The sequence below is a fragment of the Streptomyces sp. NPDC020299 genome (genome assembly GCF_044387825.1).
Taxonomy (GTDB): Bacteria; Actinomycetota; Actinomycetes; order Streptomycetales; family Streptomycetaceae; genus Streptomyces.
On record NZ_JBIRWL010000014.1, the window covers coordinates 153,746 to 178,310 of the forward strand.

General features: G+C 72.0%; 24 protein-coding genes and 1 pseudogene. 9 read left to right on the forward strand and 16 right to left on the reverse strand.

Annotated features, from left to right (window positions below; genetic code table 11):
- A complete protein-coding gene (locus tag ACH45E_RS31630; RefSeq protein ID WP_361448172.1) occupies window positions 1-963 on the forward strand; it encodes an ABC transporter substrate-binding protein in 963 nt (320 codons plus the stop codon).
- A gap of 44 nt (window positions 964-1,007) precedes the next feature.
- Here the strand turns inward: ACH45E_RS31630 and ACH45E_RS31635 are convergent, their stop codons facing one another.
- From ACH45E_RS31635 to ACH45E_RS31650, 4 genes are all read right to left on the reverse strand, one after another.
- Entirely contained in the window at window positions 1,008-1,325 is a 318-nt protein-coding gene (locus tag ACH45E_RS31635; RefSeq protein ID WP_361448175.1) for a type II toxin-antitoxin system PemK/MazF family toxin, read from the reverse strand.
- Entirely contained in the window at window positions 1,322-1,522 is a 201-nt protein-coding gene (locus tag ACH45E_RS31640; protein WP_361448178.1) for a hypothetical protein, read from the reverse strand. Before ACH45E_RS31640 ends, ACH45E_RS31635 begins: the two co-directional genes overlap by 4 nt.
- Before the next feature lie 75 nt (window positions 1,523-1,597).
- The gene (locus ACH45E_RS31645) at window positions 1,598-2,041 is read right to left on the reverse strand and encodes a carboxymuconolactone decarboxylase family protein (RefSeq protein WP_361448181.1); all 444 of its coding nucleotides are present in this window, start codon (window positions 2,039-2,041) and stop codon (window positions 1,598-1,600) included.
- Complete coding sequence (locus ACH45E_RS31650; protein ID WP_361448184.1) at window positions 2,038-2,535, reverse strand: carboxymuconolactone decarboxylase family protein; 498 nt, start codon at window positions 2,533-2,535, stop codon at window positions 2,038-2,040. Before ACH45E_RS31650 ends, ACH45E_RS31645 begins: the two co-directional genes overlap by 4 nt.
- Window positions 2,536-2,582: 47 nt before the next feature.
- Here ACH45E_RS31650 and ACH45E_RS31655 point away from each other — a divergent pair, with 47 nt between their 5' ends.
- Both ACH45E_RS31655 and ACH45E_RS31660 read left to right on the forward strand, forming a co-directional pair.
- Window positions 2,583-3,977, forward strand: a complete 1,395-nt coding sequence (locus tag ACH45E_RS31655; RefSeq protein ID WP_361448187.1) for a PLP-dependent aminotransferase family protein — start codon at window positions 2,583-2,585, stop codon at window positions 3,975-3,977.
- A 59-nt stretch (window positions 3,978-4,036) separates the two neighbouring features.
- Complete coding sequence (locus tag ACH45E_RS31660) at window positions 4,037-4,522, forward strand: carboxymuconolactone decarboxylase family protein (protein ID WP_361448190.1); 486 nt, start codon at window positions 4,037-4,039, stop codon at window positions 4,520-4,522.
- A 66-nt stretch (window positions 4,523-4,588) separates the two neighbouring features.
- Here the strand turns inward: ACH45E_RS31660 and ACH45E_RS31665 are convergent, their stop codons facing one another.
- From ACH45E_RS31665 to ACH45E_RS31695, 7 genes are all read right to left on the reverse strand, one after another.
- Window positions 4,589-5,374: an aminotransferase class IV gene (locus ACH45E_RS31665; protein ID WP_399042011.1), complete on the reverse strand. Its 786-nt coding sequence runs from the start codon at window positions 5,372-5,374 to the stop codon at window positions 4,589-4,591.
- Window positions 5,375-5,407: 33 nt separating this feature from the next.
- Window positions 5,408-6,583 carry an FAD-dependent oxidoreductase gene (locus ACH45E_RS31670; protein ID WP_361448196.1) on the reverse strand — a complete coding sequence of 392 codons (1,176 nt, stop codon included), beginning with the start codon at window positions 6,581-6,583 and terminating at the stop codon, window positions 5,408-5,410.
- Complete coding sequence (locus ACH45E_RS31675; protein ID WP_361448198.1) at window positions 6,580-8,148, reverse strand: AMP-binding protein; 1,569 nt, start codon at window positions 8,146-8,148, stop codon at window positions 6,580-6,582. The genes ACH45E_RS31670 and ACH45E_RS31675 overlap by 4 nt, the downstream gene beginning before the upstream one ends.
- A 23-nt stretch (window positions 8,149-8,171) precedes the next feature.
- A complete protein-coding gene (locus ACH45E_RS31680; RefSeq protein WP_361448201.1) occupies window positions 8,172-9,755 on the reverse strand; it encodes an AMP-binding protein in 1,584 nt (527 codons plus the stop codon).
- A gap of 127 nt (window positions 9,756-9,882) precedes the next feature.
- The gene (locus ACH45E_RS31685; RefSeq protein WP_361448204.1) at window positions 9,883-12,435 is read right to left on the reverse strand and encodes a chorismate-binding protein; all 2,553 of its coding nucleotides are present in this window, start codon (window positions 12,433-12,435) and stop codon (window positions 9,883-9,885) included.
- 30 nt (window positions 12,436-12,465) lie between these two features.
- Window positions 12,466-13,101 (reverse strand): hypothetical protein, encoded by a 636-nt coding sequence (locus tag ACH45E_RS31690; protein WP_361448207.1) that lies wholly within the window; start codon window positions 13,099-13,101, stop codon window positions 12,466-12,468.
- A gap of 129 nt (window positions 13,102-13,230) precedes the next feature.
- A complete protein-coding gene (locus ACH45E_RS31695; protein ID WP_361448404.1) occupies window positions 13,231-14,055 on the reverse strand; it encodes a DMT family transporter in 825 nt (274 codons plus the stop codon).
- A gap of 141 nt (window positions 14,056-14,196) precedes the next feature.
- On the opposite strand from ACH45E_RS31695, the gene ACH45E_RS31700 reads away from it, so the two are divergent.
- From ACH45E_RS31700 to ACH45E_RS31710, 3 genes are all read left to right on the forward strand, one after another.
- Complete coding sequence (locus tag ACH45E_RS31700; RefSeq protein ID WP_361448210.1) at window positions 14,197-14,556, forward strand: hypothetical protein; 360 nt, start codon at window positions 14,197-14,199, stop codon at window positions 14,554-14,556.
- 20 nt (window positions 14,557-14,576) lie between these two features.
- The gene (locus ACH45E_RS31705; protein WP_361448213.1) at window positions 14,577-15,761 is read left to right on the forward strand and encodes a glutathionylspermidine synthase family protein; all 1,185 of its coding nucleotides are present in this window, start codon (window positions 14,577-14,579) and stop codon (window positions 15,759-15,761) included.
- Window positions 15,762-15,831: 70 nt separating this feature from the next.
- Window positions 15,832-16,266 carry a VOC family protein gene (locus tag ACH45E_RS31710; protein WP_361448216.1) on the forward strand — a complete coding sequence of 145 codons (435 nt, stop codon included), beginning with the start codon at window positions 15,832-15,834 and terminating at the stop codon, window positions 16,264-16,266.
- Between the two features lie 150 nt (window positions 16,267-16,416).
- Here ACH45E_RS31710 and ACH45E_RS31715 read toward each other — a convergent pair whose 3' ends face one another.
- Window positions 16,417-17,415, reverse strand: coding sequence for a hypothetical protein (locus ACH45E_RS31715; protein WP_361448219.1), 999 nt, complete (start codon window positions 17,413-17,415; stop codon window positions 16,417-16,419).
- A 348-nt stretch (window positions 17,416-17,763) separates the two neighbouring features.
- A pseudogene (rocD, locus tag ACH45E_RS31720) lies at window positions 17,764-17,959 on the reverse strand (ornithine--oxo-acid transaminase); the annotation flags it as partial.
- Window positions 17,960-18,219: 260 nt separating this feature from the next.
- Between rocD and ACH45E_RS31725 the strand changes: the two are divergent.
- Entirely contained in the window at window positions 18,220-19,671 is a 1,452-nt protein-coding gene (locus tag ACH45E_RS31725) for a glycine hydroxymethyltransferase (RefSeq protein WP_361448222.1), read from the forward strand.
- A gap of 106 nt (window positions 19,672-19,777) precedes the next feature.
- Here ACH45E_RS31725 and ACH45E_RS31730 read toward each other — a convergent pair whose 3' ends face one another.
- Entirely contained in the window at window positions 19,778-20,428 is a 651-nt protein-coding gene (locus tag ACH45E_RS31730) for a hypothetical protein (RefSeq protein ID WP_399042013.1), read from the reverse strand.
- Between the two features lie 122 nt (window positions 20,429-20,550).
- On the opposite strand from ACH45E_RS31730, the gene trpS reads away from it, so the two are divergent.
- Window positions 20,551-21,564, forward strand: a complete 1,014-nt coding sequence (gene trpS, locus ACH45E_RS31735; RefSeq protein WP_361448228.1) for a tryptophan--tRNA ligase — start codon at window positions 20,551-20,553, stop codon at window positions 21,562-21,564.
- Window positions 21,565-21,753: 189 nt separating this feature from the next.
- Window positions 21,754-22,341, forward strand: coding sequence for a 2'-5' RNA ligase family protein (locus ACH45E_RS31740; protein ID WP_361448231.1), 588 nt, complete (start codon window positions 21,754-21,756; stop codon window positions 22,339-22,341).
- Window positions 22,342-22,361: 20 nt separating this feature from the next.
- Here ACH45E_RS31740 and ACH45E_RS31745 read toward each other — a convergent pair whose 3' ends face one another.
- A complete protein-coding gene (locus tag ACH45E_RS31745) occupies window positions 22,362-23,117 on the reverse strand; it encodes a decaprenylphospho-beta-D-erythro-pentofuranosid-2-ulose 2-reductase (RefSeq protein WP_361448234.1) in 756 nt (251 codons plus the stop codon).
- A gap of 39 nt (window positions 23,118-23,156) precedes the next feature.
- The gene (locus ACH45E_RS31750; protein WP_361448237.1) at window positions 23,157-24,512 is read right to left on the reverse strand and encodes an FAD-binding oxidoreductase; all 1,356 of its coding nucleotides are present in this window, start codon (window positions 24,510-24,512) and stop codon (window positions 23,157-23,159) included.
- Window positions 24,513-24,565 lie beyond the last annotated feature (53 nt).

Here is a 24,565-nt window from a genome sequence, read left to right on the forward strand (position 1 = left end):
ATGAGCCTGAACCGCAAGGCGGCCCTCATCGCCTCCGGCGCGGCGGCGCTGTCGCTGCTCACCGGGTGCGGTGCCGCCGACATGACCAAGCAGGCCTCGCCGTTCGCCAACGCGCAGGGGTCGAAGACGGTCACCCTGTCCGTGCAGTCCTGGGTCGGCGCCCAGTCCAACGTGGCCGTCGCCCAGTACCTGCTGGAGCACAAGCTCGGCTACCGCGTGGACACCGTCCAGGTCGACGAGGTCCCCGCCTGGGACGCGCTCAGCCAGGGCCGGGTCGACGCGATCCTGGAGGACTGGGGCCACCCCGACCAGGAGAAGCGGTACGTCGACGACAAGAAGACGATCGCGCGCGGCGGCGGACTGGGGGTGACCGGGCACATCGGCTGGTTCGTCCCCACCTACCTCGCCAAGCAGCACCCGGACATCACCGACTGGAAGAACCTCAACAAGTACTCCTCCCTCTTCCGCACCCCGGAGAGCGGCGGCAAGGGCCAGCTCATGGACGGCTCCCCGTCCTACGTCACCAACGACAAGGCGCTGGTGGACAACCTCAAGCTGGACTACCAGGTCGTCTTCGCCGGCTCCGAGGCCGCCCAGATCACCCAGATGCGGCAGTTCGCCAAGGAGAAGAAGCCCTTCCTGACGTACTGGTACTCACCCCAGTGGCTGTTCAAGAAGGTCCCGATGACCGAGGTGAAGCTCCCGCCGTACAAGGAGGGCTGCGACGCGGACGCGGCGAAGGTCGCCTGCTCCTACCCGCACACCCCGCTGCAGAAGTACCTCAACGCCGACTTCGCCAAGTCGGGCGGCAAGGCAGCCGCCTTCCTGAAGAAGTTCAAGTGGACCACCGAGGACCAGAACGAGGTCTCCCTCCTGATCGCCGACCAGAAGCTGACCCCCGAGGCGGCGGCGAAGAAGTGGGTGGACAGCCACACGTCCACGTGGAAGGCGTGGCTGTCCTGAGGGCCGGTGCAACCGCCGGGCGCTCCTAGCGGGCGCCCGGCGGATCAGAGACCGAGGTAGCGACTGAGCGCGTGCTCCACCTCGGCCATCTCGTCGCGGTCGAGGTAGTGGACGGGATCGCCGTGGATGTACCCGATGTCGACCGTGCGGATCTGATCGATGAGCAGCCGCGTCCGCGTGCCGGCGATCTCCAACTCCGGACGGAACACCGTGGGCTGCGCCCCCGTGGACGTCGGGATGATGGTCGCGACGTTCCACGGCATCGAGGACGGGCTCATGACCAGGCCGTACCGCTTGCCGCGCTGCTCGTGTCCTCGCTTGGCGTCGCCCAGATCAACCCGGTAGACGGCGCCCCGGATCACCAGGCGTCCTCTTCCTCTGAGAGGTCCTCGTCCGCCAGCCGTTCGGCCGCCGCCCGGGCCTCGGCCAGCCACACCTCGCGCTCCAGCAACCGCAGCGCGCGCCGGATGACGTCACTGGTGCTGTCGCCGCTCTTCATGGCGGCTTTGATGATGCGCTCGTCCTCTTCGGTGGGCCTGAACCCTATGGTGCTCGCCATTCTTCGAGGCTAGCGCGCTGTTGAGCTTATGTCCAACGAATGTTCAACAGGTGGCGCGGGGAGGTCCGTACCCGCTCACGACTGGTAACCCCCCGGCGCGACACGCCGGCTCACCATGACCCGGTTCCAGCTGTTGATGGCGGTGACCAAGGCGATGAGGTGGGCGAGTTCGGGCTCGGTGAAGTGCTTGGCGGCCGTGGTGTACACCTCGTCCGGGACGAAGCCGTCCGTCAGTACGGTCACCGCCTCGGTCAGGGCCAGTGCCGCCCGCTCCCGCTCGCTGTAGAGGGACTCGGTCTCCTCCCAGGCGTTCAGCAGCTGGACGCGGTCCTCCGACTCCCCGTTCCCGCGGGCCACTTGGAGGTGCATGTCGAGGCAGAACGCGCAGTGGTTGAGCTGGGAGGCGCGGATCATGACCAGTTCGGCCAGGACGGGGTCGCCGAGCCCCTTCTTCGCGGCGGCGCTGAGTGCCGACATGGCCGCGCCGACCTCGCGGTCCAGGAGCTGCGTACGGCTCACTGGTGCTGCCCCGGCTGGTAGTGGCCCGGAGCCATCCGGGTGGTCACGCCGAACCGGTTCCACGCGTTGATCGTCGTGATCGCGGCGATCAGCCGGGCCAGCTCGGCCTCCTCGAACTGCTTGGCGGCCCGCTCGTACACCTCGTCCGGCACGAAACCGTCCGTCAGGACGGTGACCGCCTCGGTCAGCTCGATCGCCGCGAGTTCCTTCTCCGTGTAGAAATGCCGCGACTCGTCCCACGCGCTGAGCTGCACGATCCGCTGGACGCTCTCGCCGGCCGCGAGGGCGTCCTTGGTGTGCATGTCGAGGCAGAAGGCGCAGTGGTTGAGCTGCGAGGCGCGGATCTTCACCAGCTCGTACAGCTTGGGGTCCAAGCCCTTCCTGGCGGCGGCCTCCAGCCGGACCATCGCCTTGTAGACCTCGGGGGCCAGCTGGGCCCAGTGGAGGCGGGCAGGGTGTTCAGGGGCGTACTCGGCGGTTTCCTGTGTGCTCATGCCCTCGACCCTAGGAGCGAGGCAGCCCAGGAGTATGGTCCATTCCCATGGCGGAAAACCGGGCCACTTCGGGCATCGACCTGCACCTGGAGCCGGCCCGCTCGGGCGGCCTGCGCCGGGGCCTGACCGACGCCCTGCGGGACGCCGTCCGCACCGGCCGCCTCGCCCCCGGCACCCGGCTGCCGTCCTCCCGCACCCTCGCCGCCGACCTTGGCGTCGCCCGCAACACGGTCGCCGACGCCTACGGCGACCTGGTCGCCGAGGGCTGGCTCACCGCCCGGCAGGGCTCGGGCACGCGGGTCGCCGACCGGGCGGTGGTGCCGCCGGCCGGCAGCACACCACCCCGCCGCCGTGAACCGGCCCGGCCGGCCTACAACCTCATCCCCGGCACCCCCGACCTCGCCGCCTTCCCCCGCGCCGAATGGCTCAAGGCCGCCCGCCGCGCCCTGACCGCCGCCCCCAGCCACGCCCTCGACTACGGCGACCCGCGGGGCCGCCCCGAGTTGCGCGCCGCCCTCGCCGCCTACCTCTCCCGTTCCCGGGGCGTACGCGCCGACCCGGACGCCATCGTCGTCTGCGCCGGGTTCTCGCACGGTCTGCGGCTCCTCGCCAGGGTGCTGCGGGCACGCGGCGTGCGGACGACGGCGGTGGAGTCGTACGGCCTCGACTTCCACTGGAAGCTGCTCACCGACACGGGACTGGCCACGCGCCCGCTGCCGTACGACGAACTCGGCACCGACACCCACCCGCTGGGCCCCGCCGAGGCCGTGCTGCTCACCCCCGCCCACCAGTTCCCGATGGGCGTGGCGCTGCACCCCGACCGGAGGGCGGCCGTCGTGGACTGGGCCCGGCGCACCGGCGGGCTGGTCCTGGAGGACGACTACGACGGGGAGTTCCGCTACGACCGCCAGCCGGTCGGCGCCCTCCAGGGACTCGACCCCGACCACGTCGTCCACCTGGGCACGGCCAGCAAATCCCTCGCCCCCGGCCTCCGGCTGGCCTGGATGGTGCTGCCGCCGGCGCTGGCCGCGGAGGTCACCGCGGCCAAGGGCGGTATCGACACCTGCGGGGTGATGGACCAGCTGACCCTCGCCGAGTTCCTCGCCTCCGGCGCCTACGACCGGCACGTCCGCTCCTCCCGCCTGCGCTACCGGCGGCGCCGGGACGCCCTGGTGGCCGAACTCGCCAGAAGGGCCCCCGCGGTCCGCGCCACCGGCATCGCGGCGGGCATGCACGTGGTGCTGCGGCTCCCGCCGGGCACCGAACAGGCGACACTGCGGGCGGCGGCCTGGCACGGCGTCGCGGTGCACGGCCTGAGCCGCTACCGGCATCCGGAGTCGGCCACCGAGCCGCCGGACGCGCTCGTCGTCGGGTACGGGACACCCCCGGACCACACGTGGTCCGGGGCCCTGGACGCGCTGTGCGCGGCGCTGCCCGAATAATCGGGCATGTTTTCCGGTCCGGAATTCATTTCTGCGGACAGAGGCATTAGAGTCCCCCCATGAGCACTAGCGATTCCATATCCCGCGTGGCCCTGAAGAAAATCACCCCCGACGTGTCCGCGGCCATGGGTGCGCTGCACGGCGCCGCCGTTTCCGCCGCCCAGGACGCGAAGGTCGAACCGGAAATCCTGGAACTGATCCGGATCCGTGCCTCGCAGATCAACGGCTGTGCCTTCTGCCTCGACATGCACACCAAGGACGCCCGCGCCAAGGACGAGACCGAGCAGCGGATCTACGCCCTGAACGCCTGGCGGGAGACGCCCTTCTTCACCGAACGCGAGCGCGCCGCACTGGCGTTGGCCGAGGCCGTGACCCTGGTGCACGACGGCCATGTGCCGGACGCGGTCTACGCCGAGGCCGCCGGGGTCTTCGACGAGAACCAGATCGCCGCGCTGATCTGGGCGGCCACCGTCATCAACGCCTACAACCGGATCGCGATCGCGACCCGGATGGTGCCGGGCGGATATCAGCCGGCGCAAAAGTAAACGCGGAATACGGGCATCGGTGCCAATCGCCGATGCCCGTACTTTTTTTGTTCCGTTCTGTTCCGGCTATTTCTCCGGCAGCGGCTCCATGATGCCGTCCAGCCATTCCCGCCATTCCGGCGCGTGCACCGCGGCGGCCGCCCGTACCGGCCCGCCCTGCCCGCCCGTCCAGCCCGTCACCGGCCGGATGCCGTGCAGCGCGTTGACCAGCCACACCTCACGGCCGTCCAGCTCCGCCACGGTCCGCTCCCGGTGCGCGACACGGACACCGTGGCGCAGGGCCCGTTCCTGGATGAGGCCCGTGGTCACCCCGGGCAGTACGGGCAACCGCGGCTCGGGCAGGCACAGGGTGTCGTCCTCCCACCAGAGCACGCTCGCGGTGGGTGCCTCCAGCACCACGCCGGACGGCGTCACCAGCACCGCTTCCTCCGCGCCCGCGCCGGCCGCCCGCCGCCGGACCCGGGCCAGGGCGTCCAGGTCCGGGCCCTTGCGGCGGGGAAGGGTCCGCGGATCGGACTGGCCCGTCGCCCACAGCCGTATCTCACTGCCGAGCGGCGGGGCGTGCCGCAGCAGCAGCCGCAACTCCCCGGAGCCCGCCGCGAGTTCCACCCGGGGGAACAACTCGCCCGTACGCGGCAGCGCCGCCGTCATGTCCTGCCAGAACTCCAGCAGCCGGCGCAGCGGCGGCCCGTCGCACTCGCCGCAGGCCCGCAGGAAGCGCTCCCGGTGCCGGCCGAGGCCGCGCACCCGGCCGTCGCGCACCAGCCAGGAGTCCGCGACGAGCAGCCGCCCGCCGTCCGCCGGACCGGCGGTCAGCCCACCGCGGGGCGTCCACGTCAACAGGCCTTCCATGGTCGACGGTTGTGTCACAGCGTTCTCGCCTCCTCAGTACTTGCCGGCAACCGCCGGTGCCCCGTGCCGTGGACCGTACGGAGCGTGCTCCAGCCACGACCCGCACCACGGCAGCACCGGCGCGAGGGTCGCCGCCGCACGCTGCTTGACCCGCACGATCCGCCGCTGCGGCCGCAGATGGTCCAGCGCGGCCCCGGCGGCGGCGCTGTTGAACAGGCCCGCGGCCCGCCGCACCTCGTCGAAACCGGCCACCGCGTCCGCGGTCCCGGCGGCGACCGCATCGGCCGCCGCCGCCGCGTCGGCGATACCGCTGTTCATGCCGCGCGCCCCGAACGGCGGGAAGAGGTGCGCCGCCTCGCCGACGAGCAGCACCCGCCGGTGTGGATCGGTGAAGGAGGCCGCGACCTTGCGCAGGAAGCGGTACGTGGACACCCACAGGATCCGCTCGTCGTACCCCTCCCCGACGACCGCGGGCAGCCACCGCCGTACCGCCTCCTCGGTGCCGAACTCCTCCCGTTCGTCGTCGTCCCGGCACTGGAGGTCGACCTGGAAGCCGCCGGTGAACGGCACGCGCATCACGCTGCGCCCGCCGAGCCCGGGATGCTCGTAGTGGAAGACCCGCTCCAGTGGCAGTTCGGCACCCGGCACGTCGGACACGTCCACCACGACGTGGAAGCCGTCCCCGTGCGTGCCCTCCATGCGGATGTCCAGCGCCGCCCTGACCGCCGACCGGGCCCCGTCCGCGGCGATGACGTACCGGGTGCTGAAGGACCGCCCGTCCGCGGTCGTCAGCACGGCCTCCTCGGGGCCGGTCCGTACGCCCGTCACCTCCGCGTCCCAGACGAACTCCACCCCGGCCTCCTCGCAGGCGGCGAGCAGGAACCGCTCGGTGTCCACCTGGCGCAGGCTGGTGAAGGGCACAAGCCCGGACGGCGGCGGGAACGTGCGGGAGTACACCTCACGTCCCCGGTACAGGGTGCGGCGGGTGTGCCAGGTCTGCCCGTACCCGGTGATCTCGGCGGCCAGCCCCGGGCGCATCCCGTCGAGCAGCCGCAGCGTCTCCCGGTGCACGAACAGCGCGCGGCTGCCGGGGCGGCGACGGCCCTCCGGGTCGGCTTCCAGCAGGACGACCCGCAGTCCGTGGGCGCGCAGGGCCAGTGCCGCCGACAGGCCCACGGGGCCGGCGCCCACCACGACGACGGGGATCACGCGCGGGCACCCTCGGCCAGCATGCGGGTGATCTCCACCCGTTTCACCTTCCATGTCGCCGTCATCGGCAGCTCCTCGAACCGCCACTGCCTCGGCTCGGCCATCGCGGGCAGGTCGGCCGTGGCCTCCCGCCAGCGTTCCGGGTCCAGTGGCCGTTCGTTCCGGACGCACACCACCGGTACCGGCTCGCGGTCCACGCCGGGCACGATGACGACCTCACGCAGCTCCTCCAGACGGTCCATCAGCGTGTCCTCGACCTCCAGATTGCTGTGCACGGCGTCGATCTGGTCGACCTCCCGGTCGATCAGGTACAGGGCGCCCAGGCGGCTCCGGTAGCCCATGTCGCCCATCTGCCACCACTCGCCGTCCAGCTGGCGCTCGTAGTGCTCCCGGGCGCCGAGGTAGGTGAGGATGCGGCCCCGGGTGCGGGCCTCGATCCGGCCGGGCTCGCCGGGCCTGGCCCGGCTGCCGTCGGCGGCGGTGACCCGGATCCGGGTGAAGCCCGGTATCCCGGTCCCGACCCGGCGGCCGTCCGCGCGGGACGCGCTGCGCCGGGTGAACCACTGGAAGGCGACCGGGCCCGTCTCGCTCTGCCCGTACAGCTGGATCAGCCAGGGAGCACGGCGTCTGGAGGCGTTCAGCAGCCGCTTCACGGTCCGCGGGTGGATGGCGTCGAACGTCGAGCCGTACGAGCGGACCCGGGACAGCGGCGCCCCCGGCGCGTCGGCCAGTTCCTCCCACAGCACGAACGTGTTGGGGTGGGTCTCGACGATCCCGGGCCGGTGCCGGGCCAGCAGCGGCCCCACGGTGGCCGGGTCCGGGTCGGTGATCAGCACCAGCGGGCTGCCGAAGCGCAGCAGCACACCGAGCAGATGGTAGAAGCGGGAGTGCACGAAGGACATGTGCAGCGCCGCGGTCTCGCCGCGCGTGGGCCAGCCCATCGCCTTCTGCGGGACCAGCCGGTTCCACATGGCGCCCGCGCAGTGCACGGCGAGCTTGGGGACGCCGGTGGTGCCCGAGCTGTGGGTGATGAGGGCGGGTTCGCGGGGGTGGAGCCGTACCGGCGCGGGCGGCTCGGCGCCGGCGTACTTCTCCAGCGGCTCCGCGCCGGGCGCGTCGTCCACGGACAGCGTCCGCCGTACCAGCATGGACAGGTCGTCGATCTCCCGCAGCGGGCCCTCGAGCTTCGCCCGGTCGGTGATCAGCCAGGGCCGGCGCAGCCGCTGGAGCAGCTGTCCGGCGACGGGACCGGCCAGCGTCGGCGAGAGCAGCACGGGGACGGCGCCGATACGGGAGACGGCGCAGGTCAGCAGCATGATGTCGACGTTGTCCGTCTTGTGGACGACCACCTGCTCCGAGGGCCGTACCCCGGCCTCCCACAGCCGGCCGGACAGCTCGTCGACGACGTCGGCCAATACCCGGTAGCTGAGGTCGACGCCGAGGCCGGGGCTGACGTCCAGCGGCCGGTCCAGGGTGACGAAGACGGCTCCGTGGCGGTCGGCGGCGTCCCGGAAGATGGGGCCCAGATAGAACGCGCGGTCGGCCAGGAGGGGCTGTCGGGCCATGAGGCCGTTCCTTTCTGCCATGTTCACCACGCGCCCTGGCGGACCAGATGGCGGCGGAGTTTGCCGGTGGACGTGCGCGGGAGCGACGGGACGAAGCTGACGCTTCTGGGGACCTTGAAGGCGGCCAGGCGCTCCCGGGCCAGCCGGATCAGGTCGTCCTGGAGGCCCGGTGGCGGCGTGGCGGCGGGCACCACGAAGGCGCGCAGCCGGCTGGCGCCGGGCCCGTCGGTGACGGCCACCACCGCGACCTCCCGCACCCCCGGATGGGTCCGCAGCGCGGCCTCCACCTCCAGCGGGGAGACGGTGATGCCGCCGACCATCTCCATGTCGTCGGTGCGGCCCAGATGCCGGAAGGTGCCGTCCGGTTCGCGGCGCGCCCGGTCGTGGGTGGCCAGCCAGCCGCCGCACAGGGTGCGTTCGGTCTCCTCGGGCCGGTTCAGGTAGCCGGGCGTGAGTGTCGGCCCGCGCACCCACATCTCGCCCTCAGCGCCGTCCGGCACCGGGTGTCCGGCGGGGTCGCGCAGCTCCACCTCGAAGCCGGGTACGGCACGGCCGACGGTGCCCGGGTGGTTGTGGTCGAAGCCGTTGGCGCAGAAGGCGTGCCCGGCCTCGGTGGAGCCGATCTGCTCCAGCACGGGCGCGCCGAGGAGTTCGGTCACCTGCCGTCCGAGGCCGTCGGGCATGCCCTCGCCGGCCGACACCGCGGCCCGGACCGAGGCGAAGCAGGCCTCGTGCCCGTTGCCCCGGTCGGCGACCAGCGCGGCGTACGCGGACGGCACGGAGTAGAGCAGGGTCACCCGGTGCCGGGCGACGAGTCCGTCCACGGCGGCCGGGGTCGGACGTCCGTCCACCAGCACGGCGGACGAGCCGGAGAACAGCGGGAAGACGAAGGCGTTGCCGAAGCCGTAGGCGAAGTACAGCTTCGACACCGACAGGGTGACGTCGTCCTCGGTGATCCGCAGCAGCCGCCGTCCGATGAGGTCGTGGTACGTCTTCGGGTCGCCGTGCACATGCACCACGCCCTTGGGGCGGCCCGTCGTGCCGGAGGTGTACTGCAGGTACAGCGGGGTGTGCGCGTCGACCGGGTGGGCGAGGGCCGGTTCGGCGGCCGGGGTGAACGCGACCAGCTGGTCGGCGCCGATCCTGGCCCGGCCGGGGAACCGGTCGTCCAGGCCCGGCCCGGTCACGCACAGCACGGCGTCGGTGTCCTCGGCCATGAACGCGTGCTCGGTCGGCGGGAGTTCGGGGTTGACCAGCACGGCCACGGCCCCGAGGCGGGCGATGGCCAGGAACGCCGTCACCCAGGCGATGCCGTCGGGCAGCGCCAGCAGCACCCGGTCGCCGGGCCGCACCCCCTCACCGGCGAGCACGGTCGCCGCGCGGGCCGCGAGGTCGTGCACCTCACCGTGGGTCCAGATCCGGTGCCCCTGGTGGAAGGCGACCCGCTTGCCCCACCCGCGCCGCTCGGCCAGCGCGGCGAGGTGGGCCGCGAGGTTGCCGGGGGCGCCGGCGTCGGCCGGGGCCGCCGCGACGGTGCGCGTGAGGGGGGCGGTGGGGGCGGGCGGAGCCACCGGGGGACGCGGGGCCGGGGGATGCGGGGCGGTCATCGGGTGGGCTCCTCTGTCACGGCCGGGAGGGTGGCGGCCTGGTGGCGGCTGCCGGGTGCCGCGGGGGTGGTCGCGGGCGCGCGTCGGCCGGGGGCGTCCGCCGGGGCCGCGGTGGGTTGCGGAGCGGTCACCGGACGGGCTCTTCCACGGCGGCCGGACGCGCGGCCGGGAGCGCGGCCGGCTCGCGGCGGGGGCGGGGGCGTGCCGGGGCCGGAGGGGGAGTGCGCAGGCCGGACTTCACCGACCCGGATGCCACGGTCCCTGATGCCACGGTGGTCTGGCGTGCCGAGGGCGTCACCGGGGGTGCCCCCGCCGGTGCGGTGGCCGCTCCCATGTCCTGGAGGGTCCTGACCCGTACCGCTTCCCGGGGTGCCCCCGCCGAGGTCTGCTCCCGCAGGATGTGCAGGGCTCGCATCTGGGCCGCCGTCTTCAGCAGCATCTCCTCGTACTCGGCGACCGGGTCGGAGTCGAGGACGATCGCCCCGCCGGCGCCGAGGTGCAGCAGGCCGTCGGCGAGGACGGCCGTACGGATGACGATGTTCAGGTCCGCGCCGCCGCTGCACCCGAGGTAGCCGAGGGCTCCGGAGTAGACGCCGCGGGCCTCGGTCTCCAGGGAGTCGATGATCTCCAGGGTGCGGAGTTTCGGCGCGCCGGTCATCGACCCGCCGGGGAAGCAGGCGCGTACGCAGTCCACGGCGTGGGTGTCCTCGCGCAGCCGTCCCTCGACGGTGGAGACGAGCTGGTGGACGGTGGCGTAGGTCTCGGTGGCCATGAGCCGGGAGACCCGTACCGTCCCGGTCCGGCAGACCTGGCCCAGGTCGTTGCGGAGGAGGTCGACGATCATCAGGTTCTCGGCGCGGGTCTTGGCGTCCGCCGCGAGCGCGTCCCGCAGCCGGGTGTCCTCCGCCGGGGTGTCGCCGCGGCGCGCGGTGCCCTTGATCGGTCGGGCCTCGGCGATCCCGTCCCGGGTGATCCGCAGGAACCGTTCGGGGGAGGAGCCGGCCACGTCCAGGTCGCCGAACCTCAGGAAGGCCCCGTACGGCGCCGGGTTGACGCGGCGCAGGACCCGGTAGAGGCCGTACGCGTCGGTGGGCGCGGGCAGCCGGGCGGCGTTGGTCAGGCAGACCTCGTAACTGGTGCCCGCCTTCAGCTCGTTCTGGCAGGCCTCGATGTCGGCGAGGTACGTCTCGCGGTCGCGGACCAGCCACGGCTCGGCGGCGGCCAGGGCCTGTTGCGGAAGCCCCGTCGTCCGCCCGGAGGGCGGGCCAGGCGGCGTCTGGTGCGTGCTCTCGGCGTGCCGGGTGCAGGCCCTCGTACTGGATGTACTTGGGCTTGTGCCCGGTGCGGCGAGAGTGCGTGCCGGGCGTCGCCTGGCAGGCGGGGCTTCCGCAACAGGCCCTTGGTCCGGCGCGGCGGTGGCGGGCAGTGGCTGCGGGTCGCCGTCCGGGGCGACGAAGGTGAGCTGGGCCACCGCGCTCTCCAGCCAGTCCGCGGCCTCCAGCGTGGCCTGCGGGGTGTCCTCGGCCAGGCAGACCGCGTAGGTGAACCCTTCCTCGTGGTCCACCGCGATCAGCCGGTCGGCGAACAGCCAGCAGGCGTCCGGGGTTTCGGCCGTGTGCCGGTTCGGCGATCCGCAGTCGGCCTTCGTCTCGTAGCCGAAGTAGCCGACGTAGCCGCCGGTGAAGTCGAAGGGCAGCCCGGTGGCGTCCACCTGGCGGTTCGACAACTGCCGCCTGAGGTAGTCGAAGACGGTCGCCGTGACCTTGCGCGGCGGGCGTCCGGCCCGCTCGATCTCGCAGCGGCCGGACGCGACGTCGTACCGCACGAACTCCGAGAGCGGGCCGCTGTCGTCGCCGAAGAACGAGAAACGGGAGAGCCCCGCCTCGACCAGGGAGCTGTCCAGCCAGAACGACCGCGCGGAGTCGGCGTACATCCGGGTGAAGGCGGCCTCGGCGTCCACCGCGGTGGCGATGCGCCGGGTGTGCAGGCGGAAGGCGGGACGGCCGGTGCGCCGCGGGCGGGGGATGCCCGCGACCGGCGGGGTGGGGGTGGGGCGGCTGATCGAGGTGACCGCGGTGTTCTTCGTACGGGGCTTGCGGGCGAGCTCCGCCGTGAGGTTGCGGAAGTTCACCAGCATCCGGTGGCCGTACTCGGTCAGGACGGACTCCGGGTGGAACTGCACACCCCACAGGGGCCGGCTGCGGTGCCGCAGCCCCATCAGCACGCCGTCCTCGGACCAGGCGGTCGCCTCGAGGGTCTCGGGCAGCGGCTCGTGCACGGCCAGCGAGTGGTAGCGGACCGCGGTGAAGTTCTGCGGCACTCCCCGGAACAGGTCCTCTCCGTCGTGCCGGACCGTGGACAGATATCCGTGCCGGGGCTCCGGGGCGGGCAGCACCCGGGCACTTTCCCCGAGGCCGATGCCCTGGTGGCCCAGGCAGACGCCGAGCACCGGAAGCGGCGACTGAGCGATCACCCGTGCGCTGATGCCGAAGTCGCGGGACTCGGCCGGGTGCCCCGGACCGGGTGAGACCACGACGTTCTCGAACTCCGCGAGATCAGGGACCGAGTCGGCGGGGGTGTCGTTGCGGATCACCACCGGCTCCTCGCCGTTGACCTCGGCGATCAGCTGGAACAGGTTGTACGTGTACGAGTCGTAATTGTCGATGAGCAGGGTCTTCACCCGCCCACCTCCCTTGGGTCGTTCCCGGGTCTACGCGGTCCGCCGTTTGTGCCGTCCACGGAGCGCCTGAAGCGGCGGATACAGCCATTTCTTGAAGAAACGCTGAAGGCGCGGCATGAGAATCCAGGTGACGATTGCCGTCACACACAGGCACAAAAACAGCGTACGAACGATCGGATTGATTCCGCCGAGATAGGGGATCACGATGATATTGAACAGAAGCACCGGCGGAAACACCGCGCTCATGTTTATGAACCACAGCTTCCATTTCGCCGGCGGAGTCGGAGCCGCCGGCGTGGCGGGCTGTGCGGGCCGGGAGTCCTGGGCGTCGAACCACGCTTTCGCGCCGTGCACGCTGCGGCGGCCCGTCTCCTGCCCGAACCCCGCCACCCGGGTGTCCCATTGCCACCGGTCGGGTGAGTTCTCCCAGGACCGGGCCGTGCTCTCGTCGGCGAAGCGGTAGACGACATGCCACTCCGAGCCCTGGTCGACAAGAACACCACCCCCCATAAAGCCCGGCCGGCGCGCGCTGGCGCCCAGCATGGCCCACCCCCAGGAATGGAAGTCGGCCTCGTGGCCCGGCACCACGTGATACGCCACGGTGATGGTGACGGGATTACTGGTCACGTCATCGAGTACGCACAGAATCTCCATGGCGTTCAACATTCAACGGACTTTTTCAGGGTGTCCGGATAGTGACCTTATGTAAGCGCTTGCCGGAAAAGCTGGAAAAGGTGAGGGATAAAAATCGGCGGATCGGCGGATCGGCGAATCGGCGGGAAGGAAATGATCGTCTCAGGCCGGCTCGGCCGGCGCCTCCCCGAACCGCGCCAGCGCCAGCGCGCCCGCCACCGCCACCAGGAACCCCAGCACGGCCAGCCACCCCAGCCCCTCCCGCGTACGGTCGCCGAGCCACACCACGCCCACGGCCGCCGGGCCCAGCGTCTCCCCGATGACCATCCCGGCGGTGGCCGCCGTCACCGAGCCCCGCTGGAGGGCCGAGGTCAGCAGCAGGAACGCGGCACCGCCGCCGAGCAGCAGGGCGTACGTCGCCGGGTTGGCGACCAGGTCCAGTGGCCGCAGCGAGTCGATCAGCCGCACGGTCACCTCCACCACCCCGAACCCGAACCCGGCCCCCAGCCCCAGCAGCAGCGCCCGCCCCCGCTCCGGCAGCCGCCCGCCGACCCCGCCCAGCAGCAGCACCCCCACCCCGGTCGCGAGCATCACCCACCTCAGCGCCGCCGGCCCGCCCCGGTCGCCCTCCGTCCCCGACGCCAGCCCCAGCATCGCCAGCCCCGCGCACACGACCCCCACGGCCGCCCACTCCGCGCCGGTCAGCCGCACCCGCAGCAGCCGGGCCGCGACCACCGCCGTCACCGCCAGGCTGGAGGCGAGCGCCGCGCCCACCGCGTAGATGGGCACCGACCGCAGCGCCGCGACCTGCAACACGAACCCCAGCCCGTCCAGCGCCAGCCCCGCCAGGTACCGCCACTGCCGCAGGGCCCGCAGCAACAGCGCCGCGTCACCGCCACCCCCGTCCGTGCTCGCCGCCCGAGCGGCCATCGCCTGCCACACCGTCGCCGTACCGAAGCAGACCGCCGCGCCGAGCGCGCACACCATTCCAAAGAGCACGATGCGACTGTAAGGGAGCGGCAATGCCCGGACCCGCGTTCGAACGAGCTCTCACCGATCTCTAGGCTGACGGCGATACCGCACAACAGCAGGAACATCGCAGGAACATCAACGGGGGCTGTACGAAGCATGGCGAACACGCGCAGACAACTCCGCTCCACCACGGTCGTCCTCGGCGGCATGGGCGTCCTCGCCGCCGCCCTCACCGCCTGCTCCTCCGACCCCGACAAGCGCTGCGTCGACCGTGACAGCTACAACGTCACCAAGGGCTACAAGGTCGTCTCCGACAAGAACTGCAAGTCCGGCAGCACCAAGACCTCCGTCAACGGTGCCTGGTACTACGGCGGCAAGAAGAAGAGCGGCTGGGTCGACAGCGGCTCCTTCACCAAGGCGGGCAAGGGCTCGGGCGGCTCCTCCGACGACGACAACCACCGCTCCGGAGTCCACCGCGGCGGCTTCGGCGGCGGCAAGGGCAGCTCCGGCGGCTGAACCGGGACCCTTACGCCACCATGGAACGCCTCACCACCACCCCCCGCCCCGGCTGGCAGCAGACCGTCGAGGAACAGGGCCTGATCTACCCGCTCACCCGGCACCCCGACGGCTCCCTGCGCCCGTACTGGGACGAAAGCGCCTACTACGCCTTCACGCTCGACGAGGTGGAGGCCCTGGAGGAGGTCGTCGAGGAACTGCACCGCATGTGCCTGGCGGCGGCCGACCACATCGTCACCGCCGGCCGCTTCGCCGACCTGGGCATCACCGACCCCCGCGTCGCCGAGGCGGTCACCGAGGCCTGGCACCGTCGCGCCGAACTCCCCTCCCTCTACGGCCGCTTCGACCTCCGCTACGACGGCACCGGCCCGGCCAGGCTCCTGGAGTACAACGCCGACACCCCCACCTCCCTGGTCGAGGCCGCCTCCGCGCAGTGGTTCTGGATGGAGGACCGCTTCCCCGGCGCCGACCAGTGGAACTCCCTCCACGAACGCCTGGTGGCCGCCTGGCGGAAACAGGCCCCCCTCCTCCCGCCCGGCTCCCCCCTGTACTTCGCGCACTCCTCGGCCGACGAACTCGGCGAGGACCTGATGACGGTCGCCTACCTCAAGGAGACCGCCGAACAGGCAGGCCTGGACACCGACTGGATCTCGATGGAGGAGATCGGCTGGGACACCCTCTCCGGCCGCTTCGTCGACAACAACCTCCGGTTCATCCGCGGCCTCTTCAAGCTCTACCCCTGGGAATGGCTCACCACCGACCGCTTCGCCGCCCACGTCCTCGACACCCTCGACAACGGCGGCGGTACCGGCAGCACCCTGTGGATCGAGCCCGCCTGGAAGATGCTCCTGAGCAACAAGGCCCTCCTGGCCATCCTCTGGGAGCTGTACCCCGGCCACCCCAACCTCCTCCCCGCCCACCTGGACGGCCCGCGCGAACTGGCCTCCACCACCGGCTACGTGGCCAAGCCACTCCTCGGCCGCGAGGGCGAGGGCGTCACGATCCACACCCCGGGCGCCGCCCCCGTCATCCGCGAGGAACCCTGCTGCTACCAGCAGTTGGCGCCCCTCCCGGACTTCGACGGCAACCATGTCGTCCTCGGCGCCTGGATGGTGGAGGACGAGTCGGCGGGCCTCGGCATCCGCGAGTCCTCCGGCCTGATCACAGACGAGTACGCCCGCTTCGTGCCCCATGTGATCCTCTGAAGGCCGCACCGGCAACCTGCGGGCCCACAAAGGGAGATGAGCTGCAGAGTCCCCCTGCTATGGTGCGCCGATGTCATCGATCAAGCAGGTCCAGGTCACCTTCGACTGCGCGGAACCGGAGCGCGTCGCTCGCTTCTGGTGCGAGGTGCTCGGGTACGTCGTACCGCCGCCGCCGGAGGGGTTCGCCAGCTGGGGCGACTTCGACCGGTCTCTGCCGGCTGAGCGGCAGGGGGCGGCGTTCGCCTGCGGTGATCCCTCGGGTGTGGGTCCGCGGCTGTTCTTCCAGCGTGTTCCCGAAGGCAAGGTCGTCAAGAACCGGGTACATCTCGACGTGCGGGTCGGCACCGGGCTCGTGGGTGAGGAGCGCCTCGCCGCGCTCGAAGCCGAGTGCGCACGACTGGTCGCGCTCGGCGCGGTATGCGTGCAAGTGCTGCGTGCCGATGAATTCAACGAGTCGTGCATCTCGATGCAGGACGTCGAGGGCAACGAGTTCTGTCTCGACTGAGTCGACCCGGGCCCGGTCGGGAACGAGTGCGGTGCGCCTGGGCCGAGCCGTGGCGCACCGCTGGACGAACGCGCCGTCCGGAGGCCGATGCGGGCCACGTGATTCTTCAGCGGTGGTCCAGCGGTGGTCCAGCGGTCATCCAGCGGTCATCTAGCGGTCCTTCGGCGCCGCCGGAGGGCCCCAGTCGCCATATTCCTGAGCCGGTGCCTGCCCGCCGGGCACACCGGCCGCGGTTCGGCCGCGGTCGGGGAGCATCAACAGGAGGAAGGTCAGGACACCGACGGCGGTCTCCAGCAGCACGGTGAGCAGTTCCAGGGTCTCGGACGTGGACCGGTCGTCGAAGGTGAACAGGCCCAGCGTCTTGTAGAGGGTGAGCACCACCGCGCCGAAGACGGCCAGCGCCCAGCCGAGGGCCATCCCCATGGTCCGCGCCAGCGGCGTCCGGACGAACGCCTGGACCGCGGTGAGCAGGCACAGCACCGCGGTCACCCAGCCGTTCCAGCCGGGCGGAGTGCCCAGCAGGGCTCCGATGCTGTACTTGCCGGTGAACAGGTTCTCGTAGGAGCGCGTTCCGTACGTGTCGGAGCTGAACGTGCGGATGTCGTACACCTGCCAGGCGGCGCTCACCAACCCCAGAATCGCCAGCAGCACGCCCGCGAAGACGGCGGGGCCGGTCCGTGGCGGCGCGGGCGGAACACCGGGGGACGTATCCGACACCGCCGCGCGGCCCGCGATCACGGTGATGATCATCGCGATCGCCCCGACGACACCGGCGATGCCGGTGAGCAGCAGCCAGGTACGGTGCGGTGCGCCCTTGGTCCAGTCGGCGCTGTAGATCCACACCGTCGGCGTCCGGTAGGCGAGGGTCAGCGCCGCGGCCGTGACCAGGGCGGCGCCACCCGCGGGCTTCCCGGACGTCAGGCAGACGACGATGTACACCACCAGGAGCACCACGTCGGACGCGGCGGTGGCCAGCAGCGGATGGTGCTGTCCCGGCAGCATCGCCCCGGACCAGGTCCACACGGTGTCGTGCAGCCCGACGTCCTGGATGTCCCGGATCACCCAGACAAGCTCGATCAGCGCCAGCGCCGCACAGATGATCGCGCCGACGACACGTGCACCGGACGTGGGAACCGTCCCACGGCTCATGGCCATCTCCCCCCAGGCTCACCGTCCAGCCGGAAACCCCGGCCGACGGAGAGCCCAACCCTAGTGGCGGCTTTCCCGACGCGGCACTCCCGCACGGCAGTTGACGCATTGGGTCCTGTGCGGTGCCCGCGGTGTCCGGTGCGTGCTCTGGGGGTCCCCCGGCCGAAGGCTGGGGGAGTGCCGGACGAAAGCCCTCGTACTGGACGTACTTGGGTTTTCGGCCGGTGCGGCGAGTGGGGGTGCCCCCTCTGGGGGAGCGTGCCGGGCGCCGTGGGTGCTGTGCGGGACTTCCGAAACACCCCCTAGGCGCCCCTAGGCGTCCAGCACCGCTCGCAGTCGGTCCAGCCCTCAGTCCAGGTCCTCCTCGGAGACGACGGGCACCGCCGGGGCGATGTCGATCCCCGCCCACAGCCCGCGTCCGCGCACCGCCGTCACCCGGCCGGTGCCGGTCAGCGCGCCCAGCTCGCGCAGCATGCGCTCGTCCAGTTCCGCCGCCCGCGCCTGGTACTCGCGCCAGCGGATTCCCGCCGAACGTCGACCCGTGCACGATCTCGAAGTCCGGCGTGTACGGCCCGAAGTCCGCCCGCGCCTCCGGATCCGCGGAGAAGCTGATCACACGTCGCTCGCATGGTGGACGTGGAACCGGCGTCCGACGGCCCGCCCGGTAGGCTGATCGGCGGGCCGTGACTGGCGCGCTGGGATGGGACCGACCATCGGGGAGCGGCCCGGTCGGGAACGAGTGCCGTGCGCCTGGGCCGAGCCGTGCACGCGAACGCTGTACGAACACGCCGTCCGGAGGCCGACATGCCAGAGCAGCAGCCCCTTTCCACCGAGTCCACCGCCTTCCGTGCCGCCCTCGACGTGATCCGCGCCGTCGAGCCGCGGGTCGCCGACGCCATCGGCCAGGAGGTCCACGACCAGCGCGAGATGCTCAAGCTGATCGCCTCCGAGAACTACGCCTCCCCGGCCACGCTGCTGGCCATGGGCAACTGGTTCAGCGACAAGTACGCCGAGGGCACCGTCGGCCGCCGCTTCTACGCGGGCTGCCGCAACGTCGACACGGTGGAGTCGCTGGCCGCCGAGCACGCCCGCGAGCTCTTCGGCGCCCGCCACGCCTACGTACAGCCACACTCCGGCATCGACGCCAACCTCGTCGCCTTCTGGGCCGTCCTCGCCGACCGCGTCGAGGTCCCCTTCCTGGAGAAGACCGGCGCCCGCCAGGTCAACGACCTCTCCGAGGCGGACTGGGCCGAGCTGCGCCAGGCCTTCGGCAACCAGCGCATGCTCGGCATGTCCCTGGACGCCGGCGGCCACCTCACCCACGGCTTCCGCCCGAACATCTCCGGCAAGATGTTCGACCAGCGCTCCTACGGCACGGACCCGGCGACCGGCCTGATCGACTACGACGCCCTGCGCGTCCAGGCCCGCGAGTTCGAGCCGCTGATCATCGTGGCGGGCTACTCGGCCTACCCCCGTCTGGTGAACTTCCGGATCATGCGGGAGATCGCCGACGAGGTCGGAGCGACCCTGATGGTCGACATGGCCCACTTCGCGGGGCTGGTCGCGGGCAAGGTGCTGACCGGCGACTTCGACCCCGTCCCGCACGCCCAGATCGTCACCACCACCACCCACAAGTCCCTGCGCGGCCCGCGCGGCGGCATGGTCCTGTGCGACGACTCCCTGAAGGACCAGGTCGACCGCGGCTGCCCGATGGTCCTCGGCGGCCCGCTCCCGCACGTCATGGCCGCCAAGGCGGTCGCCCTGGCGGAGGCCCGGCAGCCCGCCTTCCAGGACTACGCCCAGCGGATCGTGGACAACTCCCGCGCCCTGGCCGAGGGCCTGATGCGCCGCGGCGCCACCCTCGTCACCGGCGGCACGGACAACCACCTCAACCTGATCGACGTCGCCGGCTCCTACGGCCTCACCGGCCGCCAGGCCGAGGCGGCCCTCCTCGACTCGGGCATCGTCACCAACCGCAACGCCATCCCCGCCGACCCCAACGGCGCCTGGTACACCTCCGGCATCCGCATCGGCACCCCCGCACTGACCACGCGCGGCCTCGGCACGGCGGAGATGGACGAGGTGGCGGGCTTGATCGACCGCGTCCTGACCACCACCGAGCCGGGCACCACCAAGTCGGGTGCCCCCTCCAAGGCCGCCCACATCCTGGACCCGAAGGTCGCGGAGGAGATCTCCCAGCGCGCGACGGACCTGGTCGCGGGCTTCCCGCTGTACCCGGAGATCGACCTCGGCTGACGGCTCCCCGCCGGAGCCCGGAGCCCGGAGCCCGGAGCCCGGAGCCCGGAGCCCGGAGCCCGGAGCCCGGAGCCCGGAGCCCGGAGCCGGAGTCCAGAGTCACAGCTCAGAGATCGATCAGCTCCTGCCGTGGCTCCTCCCGCGGCGGTCCGGCCTCCCGCCGGGCCGCCGCGCGGCATGCCAGGAAGCCGCCCGCGAACCCGGCGGCGAGCCCACCGGCCGCCCACCACAGGGCATCACCGGACCCGAGCCCGCCACCGCCGGACGCCTCGCGGCTCTCGGCCATGAACCCCTCCCGGGCCAGCCGGTCGTAGACCGCCCGCGGCGCCCGGTGCCACCGGACGTCGTCGTCCTGCACCCCGGGCGTGCCGTCCTTCGCCAGGAACAGCTGGTCCTGCCGCTCGACGGCCACGTCCCCGCCCGGCGCCCGGTGGCTCTGCGGCCAGCCGCCCACCCCGGTCAGCCCCCACACCACGGTGAGCCGCACGGCTGGATACCGCCCCTGGGACCAGGCCGTGGGCACCGGCTCGGTCCGCGTGTACGTCGGCTGCAGCAACTGCCAGAGCCGGTCGAAGGCGGGTTCCCCGGAACGCAGGGCCGTCGTCGTGGTGCCCGTGCCGCCCGAGACGATCATCGCGAGGTCGGGGGAATCGGCCGCCCGCGCCCCGGACGCCCCGGTCAGGGCGAGCGCGCACGCCGTCGCCGCCACCACCCCTGCGCTCGGCGCTCGCCGGCGCCCACCGCGCCCCTGCCTCATCCCCGGTACGTCGTCCGCTCCCCCACGCATACCCCTTCTGCTACACCACCCGAGGCGGATCACATCCCCTCTGTTCCGGACCAGTTCGGGATCGGGCGCCAACACCTGAGAGAATGGTGAGCATGGCCTCTGACCGACCCCGCGTGCTCTCCGGAATCCAGCCCACCGCAGGCTCGTTCCACCTCGGCAACTACCTGGGCGCCGTCCGCCAGTGGGTGGCCCTTCAGGAGACCCACGACGCGTTCTACATGGTCGTCGACCTGCACGCGATCACGGTCCCGCAGGATCCCGCCGACCTGCGCGCGAACACCCGTCTCGCCGCCGCCCAGCTGCTGGCGGCGGGGCTCGACCCGGACCGCTGCACCCTCTTCGTGCAGAGCCACGTGCCCGAGCACGCCCAGCTCGCCTGGATCATGAACTGCCTCACCGGCTTCGGCGAGGCCTCCCGCATGACCCAGTTCAAGGACAAGGCGGCCAGGCAGGGCGCCGACCGCGCCTCCGTCGGCCTGTTCACGTACCCGGTCCTCCAGGTCGCCGACATCCTGCTGTACCAGGCCAACGAGGTCCCGGTCGGCGAGGACCAGCGCCAGCACGTCGAGCTCACCCGTGACCTCGCCGAGCGCTTCAACGGCCGGTTCGGCGAGACCTTCGTCGTCCCGAAGCCGCACATCCTCCGGGAGACGGCGAAGATCTACGACCTCCAGGACCCGTCCCTCAAGATGAGCAAGTCGGCGGCCACGCCGAAGGGCGTCATCAGCCTCCTGGACGAGCCGAAGGCCACCGCGAAGAAGGTCAAGAGCGCCGTCACGGACACCGACACCGTGATCCGGTACGACACGGAGAACAAGCCGGGCGTGTCGAACCTCCTCACCATCTACTCCACGCTCACCGGTAAGACGATCGCCGAGCTGGAGCGGGACTACGAGGGCAAGATGTACGGTGCGCTCAAGACGGACCTCGCCGAGGTGATGGTCGAGTTCGTGACGCCGTTCCGGGAGCGCACGCAGCAGTACCTGGACGACCCGGAGACGCTCGACTCGATCCTGGCCAAGGGCGCGGAGAAGGCGCGTGCCGTGGCCGCGGAGACCCTCGCCCAGGCGTACGACCGGGTGGGCTTCCTGCCCGCGAAGCACTGAGGCGCACGACCGCACACACGTCCCGTGGGCAGAGCGCCGCACATCACTTCGCTCGCGCCTGCCCACAGGACACCCGTGGCCGTACAGTCGATAGCCGGACGGCTGTGTACGTACCGGACGAGAAGCCGGACGAACACGCCGGACGAACAAGCCGGACGAGAACCAAACAGAGCGACGACAGGAGACGACGTGGGGACCGTAACGATCGGCGTGTCGATCGCGGTCCCGGAGCCTCACGGCAGCCTGCTCCAGGAGCGGCGCGCGGGCTTCGGCGACGCCGCTGCTCACGGCATTCCCACCCACGTCACACTGCTGCCGCCGACGGAGATCGACGAGACCGGTCTTCCGGCCGTCGAGGCGCATCTGACGGAGGTGGCCACGGCCGGCCGGTCGTTCCCGATGCGGCTGTCCGGCACCGGCACCTTCCGGCCCCTGTCCCCGGTGGTCTACGTGCGGATCGTGGCGGGCGCGGAGTCCTGCGCCTGGCTGCAGCGGCAGATCCGCGACGACTCCGGTCCCGTCGCCCGTGAGCTCCAGTTCCCGTACCACCCGCACGTCACGGTGGCGCACGGGATCGACGAGGCGGCGATGGACCGCGCCTTCGAGGAGCTCGCCGGCTTCGAGGCCGAGTGGGCCTGCACCGGCTTCGCGCTGCACGAGCAGGGCACCGACGGGGTCTGGCGCAAGCTGCGGGAGTTCACCTTCGGCGGCGGCGCCGTGGTACCCCAGCAGGCGACGCCCGTGGACCGGGGCACCATCCCCACCAGCAGCCGGTAGTCCTACGGCAGACGGCCGGGCTAGATCGGCAGCCGCCGGAACACCGCCCGCGGTACGTGCCGCAGTGCCGACATCACCAGCCGGAGCGCCCCCGGCACCCACACCGTCTCCGAGCGCCGCCTGAGCCCCAGTTCGATGGCCGTGGCGACCGCCTCGGGCGTGGTGGCGAGGGGGGTCTCCGCGCGGCCGGCGGTCATCTTCGTCCGGACGAATCCGGGGCGTACGACCATGACGTGCGCGCCGGTGCCGCGCAGCGCGTCGCCCAGGCCCTGGGCGAAGGTGTCGAGGCCCGCCTTGCTGGAGCCGTAGATGAAGTTCGAGCGGCGGGCCCGTTCGCCGGCCACCGAGGAGAGCACCACCAGCGAGCCGTGCCCCTGCGCCTGGAGGGCCCGCGCGCTGATCAGGCCCGCCGACACGGCGCCCGTGTAGTTGGTCTGCGCGACGCGGACCGCGCTGACCGGCTCGCGCTCGTCGATCGCCTGGTCGCCGAGGATGCCGAAGGCGAGCAGGACCATGTCGATGTCGCCCTCGGCGAAGATCTTGCCGAGAACGGCTTCGTGCGCGTCGGGGTCGAGGGCGTCGAAGGCGACGGTGCGCACGTCGGCCCGCAGGGCGCGCAGCTGCTCGGCCGCCTGCTCCAGGGCGGGGGAGGGGCGGCCCGCCAGCCAGACGGTGCGGGTGCGGCGGGTGATCAGCCGGCGCGCGGTGGCCAGCGCGATCTCGGACGTACCGCCGAGGACGAGCAGGGACTGGGGGATTCCGAAAGCGTCCTTCACGACAACTCCTGGAGGTTGAGCCGACTAGAGGTTGGGCCACTAGAGGTTGAGCCGACGGGAGAGGTCCGACGTGAAGACCCCGTTCGGGTCCAGTTCCGCGCGCAGGGCCCGGAACTCGTCGAGCCGTGGGTACATCGCGGCGAGCAGTTCCGGCCGCAGCCGGGAGTCCTTGGCCAGGTAGACGCGCCCGCCGGCGGCGGCCACCTCCTCGTCCAGCTCGTCCAGGAGGGTCCCGAGGCCCGGCAGCCCGGCCGGGACGTCCAGGGCGAGCGTCCAGCCGGGCACGGGGAAGGACAGCCAGCCGGGGTCGGCGTCCCCGAAGCGCTTGAGGACGGCGAGGAAGGACGGGCAGCGCCGCTCGGAGACGCGGTGCACGATGCGGCGCAGGGTGTCCTCCTGGCCGTGCCCGACGACGAACTGGTACTGGACGAGGCCGGCCCGGCCGTAGATCCGGTTCCAGTGGGGGACGCCGTCCAGGGGGTGGAAGAAGGCGGAGAGGGGCTGGAGCCCACCGGTCCGCGCGCGGGGAGCCTTGCGGTACCAGATCTCGTTGAACCATCCGACGGTGGTGCGGCCGAGGAGGCCCTCCGGTACGAGGGCGGGCGCGGCGGGGAGCCGCCGGGGGCGGAAGGACAGCGGGCGCCGCCACGCGCGCGTGCCCTCGCCGAGTGCCTCCAGGGTCGCGTGGTCGCCGCGGGTGAGGACGGCACGGCCGGTCGCGGCGCCCCGGGCGAGCAGGTCGATCCAGGCGACCGAGTAGCGATAGCGGTGGTCGGTGGCGGTGAGCCGGGCCATGAGGTCGTCGAGGTCGGCGGCCCGCTCGGTGTCGACGGCCATGTACGAGGTCTCGACCGGCTGCAGCCGCAGCGTGGCCGTCAGGATCACCCCGGTCAGTCCCATGCCGCCGGTGGTCGCGTCGAACAGGGGGGTGCCCGGGCGTACCGTGCGGATCCCGCCGTCCGCGGTGAGCAGTTCCAGCGACAGCACATGGCGGGAGAAGGCGCCGGAGACATGGTGGTTCTTGCCGTGGATGTCGGCGCCGACCGCTCCGCCGACGGTCACCTGGCGGGTGCCGGGGGTCACCGGCACGAACCAGCCGAGCGGCAGCAGCACCTCCATCAGCCGGTGCAGGGAGACGCCCGCGTCGCACCGTACGGTCCCGTCGTCGGCGTCGATCGCGTGGACGCGGTCGAGGCCGGTCATGTCGAGCACGGCGCCGCCCGCGTTCTGCGCCGCGTCCCCGTACGCCCGTCCCAGGCCCCGCGCGATGCCGCCCCGGGTCCCGCAGTCGCGGACGGCGGCCACGGCCTCCTCGTAGGTCCGCGGGCGGACCAGATGGGCGGCGGTGGGCGCGGTGCGGCCCCAACCCGTGACGCGGACGGTGTCTCCAGGCATGTCGGCGACCGTATCGCCCCTGTGTGAACCACTAGTTGTGGAACATCCCCGCC